At 69.1% G+C, this 17079-nt stretch carries 24 protein-coding genes and 1 tRNA gene; 8 read left to right on the top strand and 17 right to left on the bottom strand.

Features of this window, described 5'->3' with window-relative positions:
• Positions 1–2: 2 nt before the first annotated feature.
• The 4 genes from MKK64_RS05170 to MKK64_RS05185 all read right to left on the bottom strand — a co-directional run bounded on the left by MKK64_RS05170 (position 3) and on the right by MKK64_RS05185 (position 3705).
• The gene (locus MKK64_RS05170; protein ID WP_243932522.1) at positions 3–1247 is read right to left on the bottom strand and encodes a peptide ABC transporter permease; all 1245 of its coding nucleotides are present in this window, start codon (positions 1245–1247) and stop codon (positions 3–5) included.
• Between the two features lie 136 nt (positions 1248–1383).
• Positions 1384–1908, bottom strand: a complete 525-nt coding sequence (locus MKK64_RS05175) for a DUF2937 family protein (protein WP_147842044.1) — start codon at positions 1906–1908, stop codon at positions 1384–1386.
• A gap of 71 nt (positions 1909–1979) precedes the next feature.
• Positions 1980–2981, bottom strand: a complete 1002-nt coding sequence (locus MKK64_RS05180) for a WD40 repeat domain-containing protein (RefSeq protein WP_147728007.1) — start codon at positions 2979–2981, stop codon at positions 1980–1982.
• Positions 2982–3030: 49 nt separating this feature from the next.
• Positions 3031–3705 (bottom strand): YoaK family protein, encoded by a 675-nt coding sequence (locus MKK64_RS05185; protein ID WP_147858227.1) that lies wholly within the window; start codon positions 3703–3705, stop codon positions 3031–3033.
• Positions 3706–3912: 207 nt separating this feature from the next.
• On the opposite strand from MKK64_RS05185, the gene MKK64_RS05190 reads away from it, so the two are divergent.
• Together MKK64_RS05190 and MKK64_RS05195 are read left to right on the top strand one after the other, a co-directional pair.
• Complete coding sequence (locus MKK64_RS05190; protein ID WP_147728008.1) at positions 3913–4338, top strand: response regulator; 426 nt, start codon at positions 3913–3915, stop codon at positions 4336–4338.
• A gap of 39 nt (positions 4339–4377) precedes the next feature.
• A complete protein-coding gene (locus MKK64_RS05195) occupies positions 4378–4743 on the top strand; it encodes a photosystem reaction center subunit H (RefSeq protein ID WP_243932523.1) in 366 nt (121 codons plus the stop codon).
• 53 nt (positions 4744–4796) lie between these two features.
• On the opposite strand, the gene MKK64_RS05200 is transcribed toward MKK64_RS05195, so the two are convergent.
• A complete protein-coding gene (locus MKK64_RS05200; protein WP_243932524.1) occupies positions 4797–5153 on the bottom strand; it encodes a hypothetical protein in 357 nt (118 codons plus the stop codon).
• A 4-nt stretch (positions 5154–5157) separates the two neighbouring features.
• Positions 5158–5385, bottom strand: a complete 228-nt coding sequence (locus tag MKK64_RS05205; protein WP_147844422.1) for a hypothetical protein — start codon at positions 5383–5385, stop codon at positions 5158–5160.
• Positions 5386–5441: 56 nt separating this feature from the next.
• Between MKK64_RS05205 and MKK64_RS05210 the strand changes: the two genes are divergently transcribed.
• Positions 5442–5585, top strand: a complete 144-nt coding sequence (locus MKK64_RS05210; protein ID WP_243932525.1) for a hypothetical protein — start codon at positions 5442–5444, stop codon at positions 5583–5585.
• A 4-nt stretch (positions 5586–5589) separates the two neighbouring features.
• On the opposite strand, the gene MKK64_RS05215 is transcribed toward MKK64_RS05210, so the two are convergent.
• Complete coding sequence (locus MKK64_RS05215) at positions 5590–7032, bottom strand: protein adenylyltransferase SelO (protein ID WP_243932526.1); 1443 nt, start codon at positions 7030–7032, stop codon at positions 5590–5592.
• Between the two features lie 215 nt (positions 7033–7247).
• Here MKK64_RS05215 and MKK64_RS05220 point away from each other — a divergent pair.
• Positions 7248–7324 (top strand) — tRNA-Met (locus MKK64_RS05220).
• A 231-nt stretch (positions 7325–7555) separates the two neighbouring features.
• Here the strand turns inward: MKK64_RS05220 and MKK64_RS05225 are convergent.
• The gene (locus tag MKK64_RS05225) at positions 7556–7870 is read right to left on the bottom strand and encodes a hypothetical protein (protein WP_243932527.1); all 315 of its coding nucleotides are present in this window, start codon (positions 7868–7870) and stop codon (positions 7556–7558) included.
• A gap of 5 nt (positions 7871–7875) precedes the next feature.
• On the bottom strand, positions 7876–8736 hold the full coding sequence (locus MKK64_RS05230) for a hypothetical protein (protein ID WP_243932528.1): 861 nt from the start codon (positions 8734–8736) through the stop codon (positions 7876–7878).
• A 296-nt stretch (positions 8737–9032) separates the two neighbouring features.
• Here MKK64_RS05230 and MKK64_RS05235 point away from each other — a divergent pair, with 296 nt between their 5' ends.
• Positions 9033–9593, top strand: a complete 561-nt coding sequence (locus tag MKK64_RS05235; RefSeq protein ID WP_243932529.1) for a metallophosphoesterase family protein — start codon at positions 9033–9035, stop codon at positions 9591–9593.
• Between the two features lie 322 nt (positions 9594–9915).
• On the opposite strand, the gene MKK64_RS05240 is transcribed toward MKK64_RS05235, so the two are convergent.
• The 6 genes from MKK64_RS05240 to MKK64_RS05265 form a co-directional block, all read right to left on the bottom strand.
• Positions 9916–10488: a hypothetical protein gene (locus MKK64_RS05240; protein WP_243932530.1), complete on the bottom strand. Its 573-nt coding sequence runs from the start codon at positions 10486–10488 to the stop codon at positions 9916–9918.
• A gap of 199 nt (positions 10489–10687) precedes the next feature.
• On the bottom strand, positions 10688–10909 hold the full coding sequence (locus tag MKK64_RS05245) for a hypothetical protein (protein ID WP_243932531.1): 222 nt from the start codon (positions 10907–10909) through the stop codon (positions 10688–10690).
• Between the two features lie 64 nt (positions 10910–10973).
• Positions 10974–11714 carry a hypothetical protein gene (locus MKK64_RS05250; protein ID WP_243932532.1) on the bottom strand — a complete coding sequence of 247 codons (741 nt, stop codon included), beginning with the start codon at positions 11712–11714 and terminating at the stop codon, positions 10974–10976.
• A gap of 69 nt (positions 11715–11783) precedes the next feature.
• Entirely contained in the window at positions 11784–12050 is a 267-nt protein-coding gene (locus tag MKK64_RS05255; protein ID WP_243932533.1) for a hypothetical protein, read from the bottom strand.
• Position 12051: 1 nt separating this feature from the next.
• Positions 12052–12402, bottom strand: a complete 351-nt coding sequence (locus MKK64_RS05260; protein WP_243932534.1) for a hypothetical protein — start codon at positions 12400–12402, stop codon at positions 12052–12054.
• A complete protein-coding gene (locus tag MKK64_RS05265) occupies positions 12402–12644 on the bottom strand; it encodes a transcriptional regulator (protein ID WP_243932535.1) in 243 nt (80 codons plus the stop codon). Before MKK64_RS05265 ends, MKK64_RS05260 begins: the two co-directional genes overlap by 1 nt.
• A 275-nt stretch (positions 12645–12919) precedes the next feature.
• Here MKK64_RS05265 and MKK64_RS05270 point away from each other — a divergent pair, with 275 nt between their 5' ends.
• The 3 genes from MKK64_RS05270 to MKK64_RS05280 are packed head-to-tail and all read left to right on the top strand — an operon-like array spanning position 12920 to position 15321.
• Complete coding sequence (locus MKK64_RS05270; RefSeq protein ID WP_243932536.1) at positions 12920–13813, top strand: hypothetical protein; 894 nt, start codon at positions 12920–12922, stop codon at positions 13811–13813.
• On the top strand, positions 13813–14655 hold the full coding sequence (locus MKK64_RS05275; protein WP_243932537.1) for a DNA adenine methylase: 843 nt from the start codon (positions 13813–13815) through the stop codon (positions 14653–14655). The genes MKK64_RS05270 and MKK64_RS05275 overlap by 1 nt, the downstream gene beginning before the upstream one ends.
• A 57-nt stretch (positions 14656–14712) precedes the next feature.
• A complete protein-coding gene (locus tag MKK64_RS05280; RefSeq protein ID WP_243932538.1) occupies positions 14713–15321 on the top strand; it encodes a hypothetical protein in 609 nt (202 codons plus the stop codon).
• 71 nt (positions 15322–15392) lie between these two features.
• On the opposite strand, the gene MKK64_RS05285 is transcribed toward MKK64_RS05280, so the two are convergent.
• Together MKK64_RS05285 and MKK64_RS05290 are read right to left on the bottom strand one after the other, a co-directional pair.
• Positions 15393–15650: a hypothetical protein gene (locus MKK64_RS05285; protein WP_243932539.1), complete on the bottom strand. Its 258-nt coding sequence runs from the start codon at positions 15648–15650 to the stop codon at positions 15393–15395.
• 228 nt (positions 15651–15878) lie between these two features.
• The gene (locus tag MKK64_RS05290; RefSeq protein ID WP_243932540.1) at positions 15879–16904 is read right to left on the bottom strand and encodes an IS110 family transposase; all 1026 of its coding nucleotides are present in this window, start codon (positions 16902–16904) and stop codon (positions 15879–15881) included.
• Between the last annotated feature and the right edge of the window lie 175 nt (positions 16905–17079).

Here is a 17079-nt window from a genome sequence, read left to right on the forward strand (position 1 = left end):
CGTCAGGCGCGCGGCGGCTCGCCCGGCGTCGGCAGCTTAAGGCGGCTGACCTTCGGGCGCCGCGTGCGGAACTGGCCGCGCTCGATCGCGACGAAGACCAGGATGGTGATGGCGAGCGTCGTCAGCCACCACACCACCGTGAGCCCGACGCCGATGCAGGCGATGGTGAAGGCGGCGGCGAAGCCCGCCATCGCCCCGGGAACCAGCAGCGGCACGTCGCGGCCCGCCCGGCGAATCGAAGCGTAGAGGGCGAAGGCGGCGGCGAGCGCCCCGACGACGCCGAGCTCGTACCACATAGCGAACAGCGCCGTGCTCGGGGCGTTCACCGGGATCAACCCGAAGACCCGGCCGCGCAGCGCCGTCTCGAAGCCGTGGCCGGTGATCAGCCGGACCGGCTCGGTGGTCACGATCCGCTGCCAGCTCTTCAGCGTCAGCACGCCGGGGCTGAGCGGCCCGAACAGGGCGGCGCCGATCGGTCGCGCCAGGAACGGCAGCAGCGGCGCCACCGCGAGCAGGCCGGCGGCCAGGCCCGCGGTGAGGCCGACGCCGAGGCGCAGCCGGAAGCTCGTCACGGCGAAGGCGAGGGCGCCGATCGCCAGGGCCGCGATCTGCCCGACGTTCGGCGAGACCGCCAGCGCCACGGCGACCACCACGGCGAGGCCCAGCGCCTCGCGGTCGCGCCGGCGCGAGCGCAGCCACGCCACCGAGGGCCAGAGCAGCAAGGCCAGGAGGGTGAGGCCGCGATCGAGCGCGTTGTCGTCGTCGGGCACGCCGCGCATCAGGGTGTCGCCGAACAGGCCGAGCACGATGGCGACGATCGCCGCCGCGGTGACGCCGAGCGGCAGCAGGTAGAGGTTCGCCGAGCGCATCCGGTCCGGCAGCGCCATGTAGCCGGCGAGCGTCAGCAGGATCGTCGCGACGAGGTTGGCGAAGCGCTCGGAGGCGGCGCCGGGGAACGGCGTCCAGACCAGCGACAGCGCCATCCACACCAGCACGAGCAGGCCGGCGAGGAAGGCCGGCGCGCGCAGCAGCCGGGCGCTGCCCGACAGCAGCGGGCGCTGGCGCCCGTCGATGGCGCTGGCGATGATCAGCAGCGCGACCGCGATCGGGGCGAGGATCACCGTGGCGCGGCGCGCCACCTGCGCCACCACCGGCACGATCACGAACAGCCCGAAGAACCCGACGCGGCGCAGAAGCGCGGCCGCATCGAGTGCCGGGTCGATCGTCTGGGTGGATGGGCGCGCCATGGTGCGACTCGAAACCAGCGTGACGGCGACGTGCCCGGGAAACCCGGCCGCGCCCGTCCTTGCCTTCCCGCTTAAGCAAGCCGCGCGCTAGGGGCTGTAGACGCCCGGCCACACAGGGGCGCCGACGTCGCCCGCCTCAGGCGGTCGTGACCTCCGTCCGCGGCCGGCGGCGGACCACGCGGCGACCGACGTCGGACAGCACGCGCCAGCCGCCCCAGGCGGCGAGGAACCCGAGCAGCCCGGCCACCACCCCGTCCGTCGTGGTCGGCAGCGCCGGGTCGTAATCCTGGTAGGTGGCGCGGGCGAGCGGCACGTCCGGGTCGCGGATCACGGCGGCGAGCCGCCCGAGCGGGCTCGTGGCCGAGGCCAGCGCCTGTTGCTGCGCCGAAAGCCGGGCGAGCCGCTCGATGTCGTAGCGCGCCGCCTCGCCCCGCCGCGCGACCAGGGTGTCGGGGTTGGTGCGAAGCCGGTCGACCGCCCCGTCGCGGGTGTTGCCGGTGGCCTTGGCGTCGGAATCGAGCGTCGCGATCTCGCGCTTCAGCTCGTCGAGAGCGCCGCCGAGGCGCTGGGCGTATTGCTGGGCGAATTCGGGGCCCTGCGCCGCCAGCCCGCCGCCGAGGAGGCCGAGCGCCAGACCGAGGGTGCGGAAGACACGGAACACGGCATCGCCTCGTCGAAATGGTCGTTGCAGAAGAGCACGGCGACGGCGGCAGTTCCAGAACCCGGTCGGATTCAGGCCGGCAGGGTCAGCAGGCCCGCCGCGCCGTCGACGCATCCGAAGGCCAGCCGCCCGCCCTTCGCGTCCCAGGCGAGCGCCGAGATCGCGCTGCCCTTCACCGCCGGGCGGACCAGCAGCTCCGAGGCGTCGGTGAAGCGCACGAGCAGGATGCAGCCGTCCTCGTAGCCCATCGCCAGCACCAGGGCCTTGGGGTGGAACGCGACGCGGGAGACGCGGGCCGGGCGCACCCCGCACTCCCGCGGGGCCTTGCCGGTCGGGCCCTCCTTCGAATCGAACGGCCAGACGATCGCGGCCTCCGCGCCGCTGGTGGCGAGCCAGTGCCCGTCCGACGACCACGACACCGAGCGCACCTTGGCCGGGTAGCCGGACATCCGCATGTGGCCGCGGTCCGGCTGCAGGCGCCAGCCGTGCAGCGCGTTCTCCTGCATGGTCGAGACGACGAAGCGCCCGTCGGGCGACCACGTCACGTCGATGTGCGAGCCCTTCCACTCGACCATCTCGGCCGGGGTCTCGTGGTTCGGGTACCAGAGCGAGACGCCGTTGTAGTGCGACGCCGCGAGCCGGTAGCCCTTCGGGGCGAAGGCGAGGCCGCGGGCGGTGGAGGGGGCGGTGAGGGTCCGCTCGCGCCCCTTGGCGTCGCGGGCGACCACGCTGCGCCCGGCGGCGTAGGCGACCGACCCGTCGGGGTGCAGCGCCAGCGCATCGATCCAGGCGCCGCCCTTGGCGGTGGCGACCTCGGACAGGGTGCCGTCGGCCCCGATCGCCACGACGCGCCCGTCGTCGCCGCCGGTGACGAGGCGGTTAGCATCGCCGGCGGCAGCGAGGATGCCGGCCTCGGGATGGGCGGCGAGGCGGCTCGAGGTGCCGTCGCGGCTCAGGACGATCGTGCCGTCGCCGAGCGCCAGCAGCAGCGCGTCCTTCACGAAGTGCGCGGCGACGACGTGGGCGCCCGCCTCGATCGGCGCGACGTGGGTGGTCAGCGAAGTGTTGCTCATCGGGCGACTCGATCGGAACGAAGGCGGACAGGACGGGTGCGGAACGGGATCAGGCGGCGGGCGGCTCGGGCATCATCGCGCGGTGGCGGAGCGCGAAGATCGCGGCGACCAGTGCGAGAACGCCCGATATCGCCGCCGGGATCACCAGGGCATAGAGGTCGAGGCGGGCATAGGCCACGGCGCCGGCGAGGGCGCCGACCAGGAGGGCGGCCCAGACCGCCCCGTCCCCGACCCAGCCGAAGGGCGGCCCGGTGCGGGTGAGCGCCTGCGCGATCTTCTGCCCGAGGCTGAACAGCGCCCCGGTGACGAAGGTGGTGCCGGCGCGAAACCCCTTCACCTGCGCCAGCACGGCGTTCTGCGAGCCCATCGCCACCGCCATGAAGAACGAGGCGATGCCGAGCTCCGGGATCGCGAGGCCGACGCCGAGGGCGGCCAGGATCAGCAAGGCCTCGTAGCCGAGCACCGCCGGCGTCGCCCAGGGGAAGGGGACCAGGATCGACAGCCCGCTGCCAAGGACCGCGCCGGCGAGGAACCCGCCGATCAGGACCGCCGGCAGCACCACGTGCGCGAAGTCGGCGTGCCCGAGGAAGACCGAGAGCTGCGTGGTGTTACCGCTCATGAACGAGGTGTAAAGGCCGCCGAGGCGCACGAAGCCGAGGGCGTCGACGTATCCAGCGAGCGCCGTCAGCACGAGGCCGGTGCCGAGCTGCCAGGACCGGCTCACGAAACCCGATCCGGTGCGCGTTCCGTCAACACTCGATTAACCATTCCCAGCGCCTCGTCCAGGGGCGGGCGGGCAGGGTTAAGGCTTCGCTCACCAAACCTCGGCAATTCGATGCAATCACGGCGAACGCCGGAGCACAGGGCCCCGTTGGTCTTGCGATCCGGCTGCGGGACCTTCGTTCCGCGCCGGGTGAGTTGGAGTTGCGTCATGATGTCCTTCGCCTGCGCCGCCATCGGCCTGCCGAGCTACCTCGACCGCGCGCCCACCACCGTCCTGGTGGTGGAGGACGAGCCGTTCGTCTGCGAACTGGCGGCGGAGGCGCTGCTCGACGAGGGCTACCGCGTCCTGACCGCCGCGGATGCCTGGGAAGCCGAGGCGATCCTCGCCCGGGAGACCGTCGATCTGCTCTTCACCGATATCGATCTCGCCCGCAACACGAACGGGATCACGCTGGCGCGGGCCGCCCGGGCGCATTGCCCCTCGCTCCCGGTGGTCTACACCTCCGGCGGCCGCGCCTGCCTCTCGCAGGGCGAGGCCGTCCCCGAATCGATCTTCGTGCCGAAACCCTATCGGCCGAGCCAGCTGGTCGCACTCACGAACGACATCCTGCGCAGCCACGCCCACCACGCCTGATCCCGATCCCTCGACGCACGACGCCCGGAACCCTGACGCATGCGCCTCGCTCACGCCGCCCTCCTGATGCTCGCCGCCGGCCTCGCCACGCCGGTCGAAGCCGCCTGCGACGTGAAGGGCGCCAAGATCGAGGAGACGATCGCCCGGAAGAGCGAGCTGCAGGAAGCCGCCAACAAGCAGACGGTGCGCGACCTGCGCACGCTGCGCGACGCGGCGATCGTGCTCGAAACCTATTCCTACGTCACCGAGTGCGAGCGCGTTCTGGAGATCGTGAAGACCCTGGCCGCCGACCCGGAGAAGACGATCGAGAAGGGCGACACCGACGAGGAGAAGGCCGAGGACCTGCAGGAGGCGCGCAAGCCCAAGCCCGCCTTGGACCCGGCCGCGCCGGCCAAGCCCAAATGATCAAGCCCAAATGATCACGCCCACTCGATGGGGAAGCCCGGGTCGGTCCGCCTCTACCAGCCGAACCGCGCGATCCGGGCGAGCTGCGCCTTGCCGGCGGCCTCGTCCCGGCCGAGGAGCGCGACCCGCTCGGACAAGCCGTAGGCGGTCGGCGAGAACGGCAGCGACAGCAGCACGATGCCCTCGGTCCGCGATCGGTTCACCGAGGCGATCAGGCAGGCGATCACGGGATCGTCCTCGGGCGCGCCGACGCAGTCGGCCCGCGGGCTGCCGAACAGGGGCCGGTTCGGCAGCGTCAGCTGGATCGTGGTGCCGCCGCGCCGGTCGGGGGCCGGCGGCAGGCTGTAGCTGCGCACGAACAGGGCCGGGACCAGCACCAGCAGCGCCAGGACGACGAGAGCCTTGCGCATGGCCTCAGCCCGGCTCGTCGAAGCGGCTGCGGAAGAACACCTCGCGCCCGGCGCCGTCGATCACCCGCACCGCCTCCGCCGGCCCGCCCGAACGCTGCGGGACGCGGGCGCGGGCGAACAGGCGCAAGGCGCGTTCCTGCGCGCCCTCGAGCCCGGCGCTGCGCACCGAGATCCGCGTCTGGACGTCGCCCGGCTCAGGGCCGAGGACTTCGATGTGAAAGGTCTCGCGCACCGCCGTGCCTCTGCCCTAACTCGGACGCATCGTCCACCGTCGCGAGACCTTCGCCCGTGAGCCCACTCAAGATCGCTGCCGCGGTCGCCGTCTGCGCCCTGCTGTTCTGGCTCGGCCTGCGCATCACCCGCGTGATGGTCGACCTCGGCATCCGCGCCGGGCATGCCGAGCTGCGCCGGCGCGAGGAGGAGGAGCGCTGAGCCCCTATCCGACGGGCAGCGGCGCGGTGCCGTAGGCCTCCGCCATGTGCGCGATCGCCGCGAGCTTGTCCGAGAGCACCGACCAGTCGTCGGACGACGCGATCGGCGCCCAGAGCGCCTCGACCTCGTCGATCAGCAGCGTGCACGGCCGCGTCTGCGCGAAGTAGGGGTGGGCGAGGTTCGCCCCGGCGGCGGGCGCCATGCCCTGCAGGGCCGCGCGCACCGGCGCGAAGCTCTCGCCGGCATAGAGCGCGGCGGACGGGCTCGCCGCGGCACGGTCCGCGCTGGCCGTCCCGCCGTACCAGTCGAAGAACGTCTGCTCGAACGGGGCGCCGCTCTCGGCCAGGAAGCGCCAGAACGCCCCGACCAGGCGATCGGTCGCCTCCTCGCCCGCCTCAGCGAGCCCGAGCCGCGCGAGCAACGCGTCCGCGAACCCCTCCTGTAGGGCCGGGCCGAAGCCCTTGAGCTCGGCTTCGAGATCCGCCTGCGGCGCCAGCGCTAGCAGGCAATCCGCCAGCCGGGCGAGGTTCCAGTACAGCGCCTCCGGCTGCCGGCCGAAGCTGTAGAGCCCTTGCGTGTCGAAGTAGGCCGCGGTGAAGTTCGGGTCGTAGGCCGGCAGCCAGCGCCACGGGCCGTAATCGAAGCTCTCGCCGGTGACGTTGATGTTGTCGGTGTTGAGCACGCCGTGGACGAAGCCGGCCGCCGCCCATTGCGCGCCCATCCGCGCGACCCGCCGCGTGACCTCGCCGAGGAACGCGACGGCCCGCTCGGCCACCGACTCGCGCCAGAGATCGGGCATGTGGGTGGTGATCGTGTGATCGAGCAGCCGCGCGACGTTGCCCGGCTCGTCGAGCGCCAGGAAGCGCTGGAAGCTGCCGATGCGGATGTGGCCGTGGCTCAGGCGCACCAGCACGGCCGAGCGGGTGGGGGAGGGCTCGTCGCCGCGCTCCAAAGCCTCGCCGGTCTCGATCAGGCTGAAGCTCTTGGAGGTGTTCACGCCCTGCGCTTCGAGGAGCGCGGTGGCCAGCACCTCGCGCACGCCCCCCTTCAAGGTCAGGCGACCGTCGCCGGCCCGCGACCACGGCGTCGTGCCGCTGCCCTTAGTGGCGAGATCGAGCAGGCGCCCGTCGCGCAGGTCGTGCAGCTGCGCAAAGAGGAAGCCGCGCCCGTCGCCGAGATCGGGGTTGTACGAGCGGAACTGATGGCCGTGATAGCGCAGGGCCAGCGGCGCCGGGAACGAGCCGGGCAGGGGCTCGAACCGGCCGAACCGCGCGATCCACTCGGCGTCCGACAGCCCGTCGAGGCCGACGCGCGCGGCCCAGGGCTGGTTGCGGACGCGCAGGATGGTCTCGGGAAAGCGCGCGGCCTCGACCACGTCGAAGAAGTCGCCGCCGAGGTCGGCATGGCGGCGGGAGGGCCGCGCCGCTTGGGATGGGAGGTCTGACAAGGAAACGGCCCTCGCTGGGTTCCGGCATTCGAACGACACGCAGTGCGATAAGCCGCCCCGGCCCGATCCGTTGCGGCCAGGCGGAAGCGACGCAAACCGGTCCCGAAAAAACCCGGGCTGCATCCCGAAACAGGGCGTTGACACCGCAAGCCGCCGTTCCCTATACCGCCGATCTCCGAACCGGCCGCCTGCCCGAGCAGACGGCCGCGGGCTGGGGCGGGGTAGCTCAGCTGGTTAGAGCAGAGGAATCATAATCCTCGTGTCGGGGGTTCGAGTCCCTCTCCCGCTACCAATATTCCCAAGCACTTAGCTTCAGAGCCCTGGCCTTACGGTCGGGGCTTTTGCTTTCTCGGACGGTTCTCGGACGGGATTTGTCGGAACCGTCCGAGTTCGGGTGCTCGGACGGCATCGGGCTTATGCGCACGATAGCCCGGTTTCGGCGCTCTTATGCGCAGGACATAACAGGAACCGGAAAATCCGGGATTCTTATGCCTACGGCGGCTGCCGGGGCGACCCTCGACCGCTACGGCCGCATGTCCATCTCGGGCGCCTCTTCCGGTGCCGGTCGGAGCTCGGTGCGCAGCTCGCCGGCGCGTTCCCGTATCAGCGCCGCCCGCCTCTCGTATACGGAGGCCTGCCGATCCATGGCATGGGCCAGCGCCGGGCCGACCCATTCGGGAATCGGGCGCTCACCCGATGCCCACCGGCGGACGAGGCGGTCGTCGATTGTCTCGCGGGCGCCGTCGGGGTGCAGCGGACCGAGGCCCCGCGCGAGGGGCCTCTGCCAGTCGGCGCCGTAGGTCGTCCGGGCGTGGTCGGAGAGGAGGGCGAGATCCATGGCGGTCACCTGATCGGGTTGGAGGAGGAAGGCTGCTGGGCCGGGGGCATCATCGGCACGGGCTGGTGCCCGAGCTCCTTCAGGTCGTCGCGCAAGTTCAGGCCGTGGGTGTGCATGCCGTCGAGGAGGTCGTGCATGTGGTCGACCCCACCGGACATCCCGTAGATCTCGACGTTGCGCCGGACTTCCTGCTCGATGCGCTCCATCGCGGCATCGTTGCGGGCGATCCTTTCGAGCAGTTCCTGGCGCGGGTCGACGACCTGCTCGATCACCACCTCATCCAGGGCATCCTCGTCGTCCTGATCGGCCGGAACCGTCTCGGGGATTACGACGACCGCGGGCTCCTCGGCCTTGGCGACGTCGGCGGCGATCAAGTCGATGATGCAAAGCTGGACCGGCTTCGGCTCGACCGGGGCCGGCCTCGCAGGCGTCATCTCCGGGACGGGGGCCACCGGCTCGACCTGATCGACGGCGTAGAGCCCGGGCTCTCCGGCTCGGATGGCGTCGTCGACAATCCACGTGAGCATGCAAAGCTGCCCCTCGGGGGCCGTGGCTTCATCGACCGCATCGACCGTCGCGGGGGCCGACGCTTCCGCCGCCTTCCTGGCGATCTCGGCCTTCAAGTACGCTCGCGCCTCGACGCGGCCGGGGCGACCGACCTGCTCCTCGTAAGCCTCGGTGAACTGCTCGGGGACGATGCCGTCGGCGCGGGCCTGCCGGAACTGCCGCCAGGCCTCGCGCATCCCGGCGCCGATGTGCCCCCGGACGGGCTGCGCGGCCCGGACCGCATAGAAGTATGCCAGGCCCCAGGCGAACCTTACGACCGCGGCGCGGTCGGCGTTGTTGATCTTGGCGGCGGTGGCCATCGGGGTCTCCCTCACGAACGGGGCATCGCCCTCGTCCAACGTCCCTACACTATAGGGACAATCGGCGGCAATCAAGCCTCATCTCAATCCGGAACGGCGGCTCCCCATCAGGGCCAGGGAATGCGTAACCTTGCCGCGAGGTCTCGCTTGCCCCGATGCCGGCGAGCTGCGATCGCATCGATTCCCCCGGACCACGAGGCGTCCCGTGAAACGAATATTCCGCCGTACCCCGACCGAGAGACCCATCCCCGGGGCGTGACGCGCGTGCGCAGCCCCTTCGACAGGAGGCTGCCCTGATGAAGACCTTTTTCACCGCCGACACCCACTTCGGCCACAAGGGCGTCCTCGCCATGAGCGGGCGCCCGTTCGCCTCCATCGAGGAGCACGACGAGGCGCTGATCGCGGCCTGGAACTGCGTCGTGGGCCCCAGGGACGAGGTTTGGCACCTCGGCGACTTCGCCATGGGATCGACGCCCGAACGGTGCGCCGCGGTGTTTAAGAGGCTGCGTGGCCGCAAGTGCCTTGTCCGGGGCAACCACGACCGGAAGCGCACGCTCGACCTGCCCTGGCACGAGCAGCACGACATCCTCAGCCGGAAGATCGAAGGCCAGCGGATCATCGCTTGCCACTACCCGATGAGGGCCTGGCCGGGTGCATGGCGAGGTTCCCTTCAGCTTTTCGGGCACACGCACGGCATGCTCCCCGACACCTCGCAATCCTGCGACGTCGGCGTCGACCGGTGGGCCTACGGTCCGACCACTTTGGAGGAGATCCGAGCGCGCCTCGCCGTGACCCCCACGATTCCGGAGGAGCGCCTGCTTGGCCAGCCGGAGGAGACCGACGATGGCGAGGAGTAGACGAGAGGTCGGCGACGACGAGGTGACCTGCGTCACCTGCGGTTGGGTTTCCTACGCGGTCTCGCGGGCAGAGGCGGAAACCGAGGTCGCTCGCATGAGGGCGTACCTCGCAACGTTGTCGGAGCAGGATCGCCGGGGCTGGTCATCCGAGGGCCCCAGCGTCGAGAAGTACGTCTGCCGTAGCTGTGGCGGAACGGATTTCCGGCCGGCCCGGGCGGAGGATTGCCCCGACGGCGCGACAACGAATCCCGTCGTGTGGGAGCCCTAAACGAAGACAGCCCCGGGTCACCCCGGGGCCGTCATCCTAGGTCGAGGTTGGGGCCTACTCGGCCGGGGGGGTCCAGTTGCGGTCGTTGCGGTCATACCGCTCCAGCAGCTTGGCGGCCTCGTCCACCTGGCTGACGAACAGACGCCACTCCTTCACCGTCTTGCGCCCGTTCAGGATGCGGCCGCCTGGCGTCATCTTCTCCCAGAACATCTGGGTGAATTCCGACATCGAGCCATCCTCCTCGATCTCTCGCTTCCGGAGCGAGGCGATCTCGGCGAACACCTGCGCCTCCTCCTTGTCATCCACCGCCATCGCAGTGAGGAAGCACCCCTCCTGGCCGGCCGCGGCCTTGGCCAACAGGACCTCCGGACCGCCCGAGATCTCCGCCATCGCGGTCCCGGCCGGCTGCGTCATGTCGGGGTAGACGCCGTAGACGATGTCGTGATCGTCGAAGATCTCCCCCATCCACTCCGCCTGCGTCTTGATGGGCGCAGCATCGAGGGCAGCGTGATGGCGCACAGCCTCCATCAGCATGTCCTGGATGAACTGCGGGCGGCTCTCGACCTGCTTGAGCTTGGCCTTCTTGTTCGCCTTGGCCTTCTTGGGCTTGATCTTGAGAGTGCTCATGTCGTGTGTCCTCCTGCGGGGATGATCGCCCGCTGTCAGGATAGAAACACACGTCCCCATGACTCCGCGAGTCATTTGACTGGCAGAGCTAGGCGTAATCTGCGCTGAGATTAACAGCGACTAATGCAGTAGATTTCACGCAGCCAGAAATAAGACAAGCCCCTCGAAAATTACATCGAATTGCTTGGTAAATTCCGGGTTAATCTCCACAGGGCTCGCCGCTCTTCAGGCGCCCCATCGTTCCCGGGGCGGCCGCCTCAACGGCAGCGGCGAGCACCCGTGCCTGCGCGGCCAGGACCTCCGCCAGCGAGAGATCTTCGCCTGGCAACGGGCCGGCCTCGGGCAGCGGCAGGACGGCATGGAGGGCGCGGCATGCCCCGACGACGGCGGGTGGCATGCGGCGGACGGTGTAGGGGGGCATCGGATCTCGGTGAGGCGGACGGCCTGGGCCCCGGGTCAACGCCGGGGCCCGAGGCCGGGTGCCCTCAGGCGGCTGCGGCGTTGGCGCCGGGCGTGAGCAAGTTCTGCATAATCAGGTCCGCCGCCTCGTGCCCAAGCGTTGCCACGGCCATCGCGATGAGCCTGTTCGCCTCGATCAGATCGCTCACCGCGAGCGCCATCGGATCGACGGCATGATCCCGGCCGGAGATGCTGCGGACATACCGATCCGGGTCCGCATCGACCCTCTCCTCCAGGGCATCTCCGGCGGCGGTTACGGCGGCCTGCGTCAGGGCCGTGTGCTCAATCAGATCGCGGATGACGTCCTCGCCCTCGGGCGTCAGGACGTAATCTTCGCCCTCGGTCGCGGCAGGCTGCGGAGGCTCGGTCCCGATGAACGCGTGAAGGGAGGCCTGCACGCCCCCGTCGCCGAGGTGAACGGCGAGGTCGTGGGCCTGGCCCCACCGGTATGCAGAGCCCTCAAGATCCAGCGTGGACGGGTCGCCGCCGTTTTCGTAGGTGCCCCGCTCGTAACCGAGGCGGTAAGCGTCGCGGACGACGGATGCGTCGAACGACTGCGCCAATGTCGGCGAATCGGTCTGATCGATGCGCACGGTGATAGGGGCCTGAAGCTCATCCGTTTGGGTGGTTCGGATGACATTGATACCCTCCTTCTCCAGGCGCTCCATGATGCGCTGGGCGACTTCGATGGCCGGGCGCCTGCCCGAGGCGGCGACCTCGCCGGCGATGTAGGACAGCGCCTGCTCCGTGATGGATTTCGTGCTCATGACAACCTCGATGATGGGGATGACCTGATCGGACGGAGCGCCCCTGTCGCCGAGCGCGCGACGGGGATCTCAGCAGCCCGGAGGCGGCTCGTCTTCGTGACGGGCGGCGGCCGCCAGTTTTTCGGCGGGCGTCCGCGCCGGCCGCTCGGCCTCGGCGATGGCCGCGTCGAGGTGGCGGATCGCCCATCGCGACTTCCTGAGGAGCGCGGCCTCGACACGGCGGACGGCGTCGCCATCCGTGCCGGCGCGGGCCGCAGCCATGGCGGTGGCGAGCCTGCGCCGGGTCTCGACGGCGTCGAGGCGGTAGAGGCCGTCGACGAATGAGGGGGAGGTCATCTCAGTCCTCCCGGTGCTGCGCGACGACTGCGTCCTTGAGGTCCGAGGTTGCCCTGAGAACCTCGACGACGGCGGCTTCCAAGGGATCGCGCCAGGGCAAGAAGCCCGGGCCTTCGACCTCGTCGCCGGATGATAGGTCCGGGACGATCCAGTCGACCCGGACCTGATCGAGCGCGATGATCTCGAACTGGGCGGCCACCATCCGCGGCGGGTCGCCGGCATCCCGATACGTCGGGGTCACGTTGTATGTGACCTGCACGCTCCCGGTCAGAAGTCGGTCGCCGACCATGAGGTCGTAGAACTCGTATTCCGTTTCGCACTGGCGAGAGGGATCGTGGAGAGCGCCGCTCATCAGGATGCCCAGGCCGTCGCGAGCGTCACGCCATCCTCGTCGTGGATGGCGATCTCGCGCGGCTGCCGCGGCTCGTACGTGAGCTCGGAGCGCTGGAGATTCAGGCTGCGCAGGACCGAATCCCCGGGTGTCCGGCGGTAATTGATGACGTCGCTCAGGTAACTGAACGAGATGCCATTGCGGGCAGCCCACACTTTCTGGCCGCCAACCGCTTTGCAGACGGCCCGTAGCCTCTCGATCACGTCAGCCCTATTGAGAACGGTCCTTGGGGCAGTCATCAGCGCAAGCCTTTGTCGATTCCTCCCACAAAGGTAGCGTAAATCCGCATATCCGCAAGAAATATGATTCCTTATAAAGTCGTAGTATCTACATAAGTGCCGCCGATTAAGTGATACCAGAAATACACCATCAATTCCTGATTGTCGCAGTCTACGCTTTATCGATTGAAAGACGTTTCAATGCGCATGGCAGGGTGCTTGAATACGTCAGTTTACGTATTCAAGGAGCGCACACCACCATGTTCAGCCTTCTCCTCCTCGCCATCGCCCTGGGAGCCGTCGCGGCCTCGGCCTACGCGGCGGCTAACTCCCCCATCCCCACGACGCAGGCCCTTCCGGTCGCCTGCATGGGTCTCGCGTGGCGCCGTGTTGGCGAGCGCAACACACGGAACGGGGCGAAGACCTTGTGGCGCTCCGAGCCCGCCGACACGTCCCAGTTCCAGCGCGCCTACGCCGGCGACCGCGAGAACATGAGGACCGTCGGGTTCTCCTGGGACGACCGCATTCCTGTCTGCTGGGAGAGCATCCCGCCAGCGAGCGACGATGAGGTCCTCGCCGTGGTCGCCGCCGCCGAATCCAAGGCCGCCGCCATCCAGGAGCATGAGCGCGTCGAGCGGCTGCAGGAGGCCGACCGGGACTGGTTGGAGAATGGCGCCGAGAGGGCGCAGGCTATCGCCCGCCTGCGAGCATGCCTCGACGGGAAGCCCTGGGCGTGGACGAAGCGTAAAAAGGAGTGGGCCGTCGCCATCGTCGAATACCCGGACCGCCCCACTGAGAGGGCCGCTCGGATCGCCGGCGAGCTCGTGGACGAAGTCGAGAGCATGATCGCGGCGGTGATCGCCCGCCTCGGTTCCGAGAGGATCATGGACTGGTTGGAGCGCGCTGCCCTGCCCGAGGTCCGCGTCGCCGTCCTGGAGGCCTGCAGGGTCCTCTCATCATACGACGAGGATTTCGCCGCCCTGAGGAATGGCGTGGGTTGGTCGGCCGCCCATAGTCATGTCGGCCATGTCGTCGCCTCGCTGCCCGAGCTCGATCAGACGCAGGCCTCCCACGCTCTCCGGGCCGTATGGGCACACCGGCGGCAGATCTCGCCAGAGTTCCGGGGCCGCGTGTTCGGATCGGAGGCCGTCTGATGGCCGCTCCTACCCGCCCCCTGCTGCGCTGGTTCGGTGGCAAGTGGAGGATCGCCCCCTGGGTGATCGCCCACATGCCGCCCCACGCTCTCTACTGCGAGCCCTACGGCGGAGCCGCCTCCGTCCTGATGCGCAAGCCCAAGGTCCGCGTCGAGGTCCTCGGCGATCTCGACGAAGACCTCCTCAACCTGTTCCGCGTGGTCCGGGACGAGAGGCAGTGCGCTCGCCTCTCGTTCCTCCTGGTGATGACCCCGTGGTCGGACGCGGAATTCGAGCTCGCCTATCGGCCAGTGCCGGCGGATGAGCCCGTCGAGCGGGCCCGGCGCCTGCTCGTCCGGCATGCCATGGGCGTCACGAACGACGTTCGGCTCGGGCGTACCCGGACCGGATTCCGACGCTACACGGCCATCGCATCGAGCACCCCTTCGCTCGAATGGCATACCTTTCCGGATGCCCTGCCAGCCCTGCGTTCGCGTCTGCAGGGCGTCGTGATCGAGCGGTCGGATGCGGTCGATACCATCCGGCGCCACGACCGGTCGGATGCCCTCTTCTATCTCGATCCCCCTTACGTCCCACGCACCCGCCGGGATCCGGCACGGGGATACGCCCACAAGATGGACGAGGCCGGCCACTCACGCCTCCTCGACTGCCTGGGCTCGATCAAGGGAATGGCCCTGATCTCGGTCTACGCCGACCCCCTCTACGAGGATGCTCTCCGCGGCTGGAAACGGGTCACGAAGGACTCGAAGGACATCCGGGGCCGGGTCCGCGAGGAGGTCCTTTGGGTCTCGCCCAAGGCAGTCGCGGCATCCAACCAGTTGGAACTCTTCTCCGCGGCCTAGTCGATTTCATACCCTTGACGACAATCGAATCTCCACCAGGACAGGATCACCCACCCCATGCTCAAAGCTCTCCGCGCGTTCGCCATCGCCCTCGCCATGGCCGTCACTTTCACCACGAAGCTGGTCTGGGAGGGCGGCCGCTGGGTCGCCCGTTCCGTGCGGGACAGCTTCCGCCCGCCCGTCGGCGCCGGCTCGCAAGTCGAGGCCGAGATGGAGGACCTCTCGGCCAAGGCCCATCAGATCGCCGCGGCGGCGCAGGCACCCGTGGCCGCCAACGATGACGGCGCCGGATTCGGCGCGCTCATCCCGGTCCCCGAGTACGACGCCAGCCAGGACTGGGGTGCCATCGCGAAGGCGTACGTCCGGGCGCGCGTGTACTTCAAGCCGGAGCCGTCCCTTGCCGATCTCGACGAGCGCACGGAAAGCTGGCTCCGTGGCCTCTCGACCGACGAGTGCATGCGCCTCCACGGCCTGTCCAAGGAGCGGATCGGCAGCCACATCTTCGGCAGCCACATGCTGCGTGGGCTCGCCCCCTGCCATGAGTACGACCGCGGTTTCCCGGCGATCCTCCTGGCCGACGTCGAGCATCCTGATGCCCGCCATCAAGAGATCCTGGATGACTTGGAGAACGATCCGGATGTCGTTCCAGGGTACCGCGTCGCCTGAGGCCTCCACCCGCTGAAACTGAAAGGCCCGCTTCCTGAGGGAGGCGGGCCTTCTCTATTGGGCGTTCCAGGTCAAGAGGGATTATCCCCAACCTGCCGTCGTCCGTGTTGGCGGATCAATTCGTTCAGGGCGTCTTGGTCGGATTCGAGGTCTTCCGTGCCTTTGAAGCGCGAGAACTCGACGTGACCATCCTCGAAGACGTCTATCTCCAGGCGCTCGCCGACCACAGTGACGGTGATCATCACGGTGTCGTCGCGATGCCGGTCCACCCGGAACCATAGCCCCTGCTCTTCGAGGAGCCGCAAGATTCGGTAGAGCGGATGGATCAAGGAGACCTCCTGTCCTTCAGGGCGATCTTAGCTCGACTGTCCCGCCAGGTCTCTGGCTTCTCTCCGAAGTCGGCACGCCGGCCGCTTCATGGTTGGGTCCGACAGGAGGTGGATCAAGCTTTTTCGCGAAGTCGCCCGAAGGCCCTTCAACCCGCCCGCGATCTCACCGACCTTCGGTCCCTGGAGGGACACCGCTCCGCCTCGCGGCGGATTCCTATGACAGGTCGATTACGCCATCGCCGCCTCGATGCGGAACGGCGTTCCATCGACCCACATCCGGTGAAGGATCACCGCCAGCCGCCGTGCCACCGCGACCATGGCCTTGGCCATTCCGCGACGCTTGGCGAGCTTCAGGCCCCATGCCTTCAGCGTCGACGGCTTCGAGCCTGGACGCAGCAGCACCAGAGCCGCCTCGAACAGCGCGGAGCGTAGGGTCTCGTCGCCGTTCTTGGTGATAGGCCCGCGTCGGTCCAACTCCCCCGACTGGTGCGTTCGCGGCGCCAGCCCGAAGTGCGCGCCGACCGCGCGAGACTGGCGGAAACGGGCCGGCTCGTCGACCGCGGCGCGATAGGTCAACGCGACGAACGGGCCGACACCGGGCGCACTCATCAGCAGGCGGCAGGGCTCGTCCTCACGAGCCAGCACCATCATCCGCTTATGCAGGAGCACGTATTGCTCGCGCACCACGCGACGCACGGTCAGCATCGACTCGATCACGGCGATCAACCCGGCTCGGCCCTCCGTCAGCTCGCGGATGCGTTCCTCGTAGCGGGCGCGGGTCACGGTCCCGACCTTCAGGCCGAAGTTGCGCAGCAGCCCCCGGATGCTGTTCTCGATGTCGATGAGCTTGGCCTGCAAGGTCCGGCGCCCGCCGAGCAGGGCACGGATCTCCTGGCTGGCCAGGGTCTTCACGTGAACCGCCTTGTAGAGGCCGACCCGCATCATCTGGGCGATGCCGCGCGCGTCGTTGCGGTCGGTCTTGTTCACTTGAGCGCTCAGCACCGCCTTTGCGTGACGCGTCTCGATGCACACCACCGGCAGTCCCGCCTTCGCCAAGCCGGCATACAGCCACTGGCAGAGAGGGCCGGCCTCGATCCCGACCCGCCCGTAGGTCAGACCACGACCGTCCAGAAAAGCCGCGACCGCCTCCGGCTCGCTCTCCACCTTACCCTCGCGCACGACCTGACCGGCTGCGCTCAGGATGCAGATGCTCGTGCTGCGCACCGAGACATCGAGGCCGACATAGTGGTCCATCGCTCATCTCCCTGATCCACCTTGGGCTGGATCGGACGAGCGTAAGTCCCACGCCGGTCACCGTCACACCCGCCGCTTCGGACGCGGCAGGAGCCCAATGACCCATCCTTTTTCATGTCTGGTTGCCAGGGTGCGGCACGGGCGCGCACCCCTAAGATTTTTCTGGCGCCTTGCC

Origin of the sequence: Methylobacterium sp. E-025 (genome assembly GCF_022829705.1) — a bacterium.
Classification (GTDB): domain Bacteria; phylum Pseudomonadota; class Alphaproteobacteria; order Rhizobiales; family Beijerinckiaceae; genus Methylobacterium.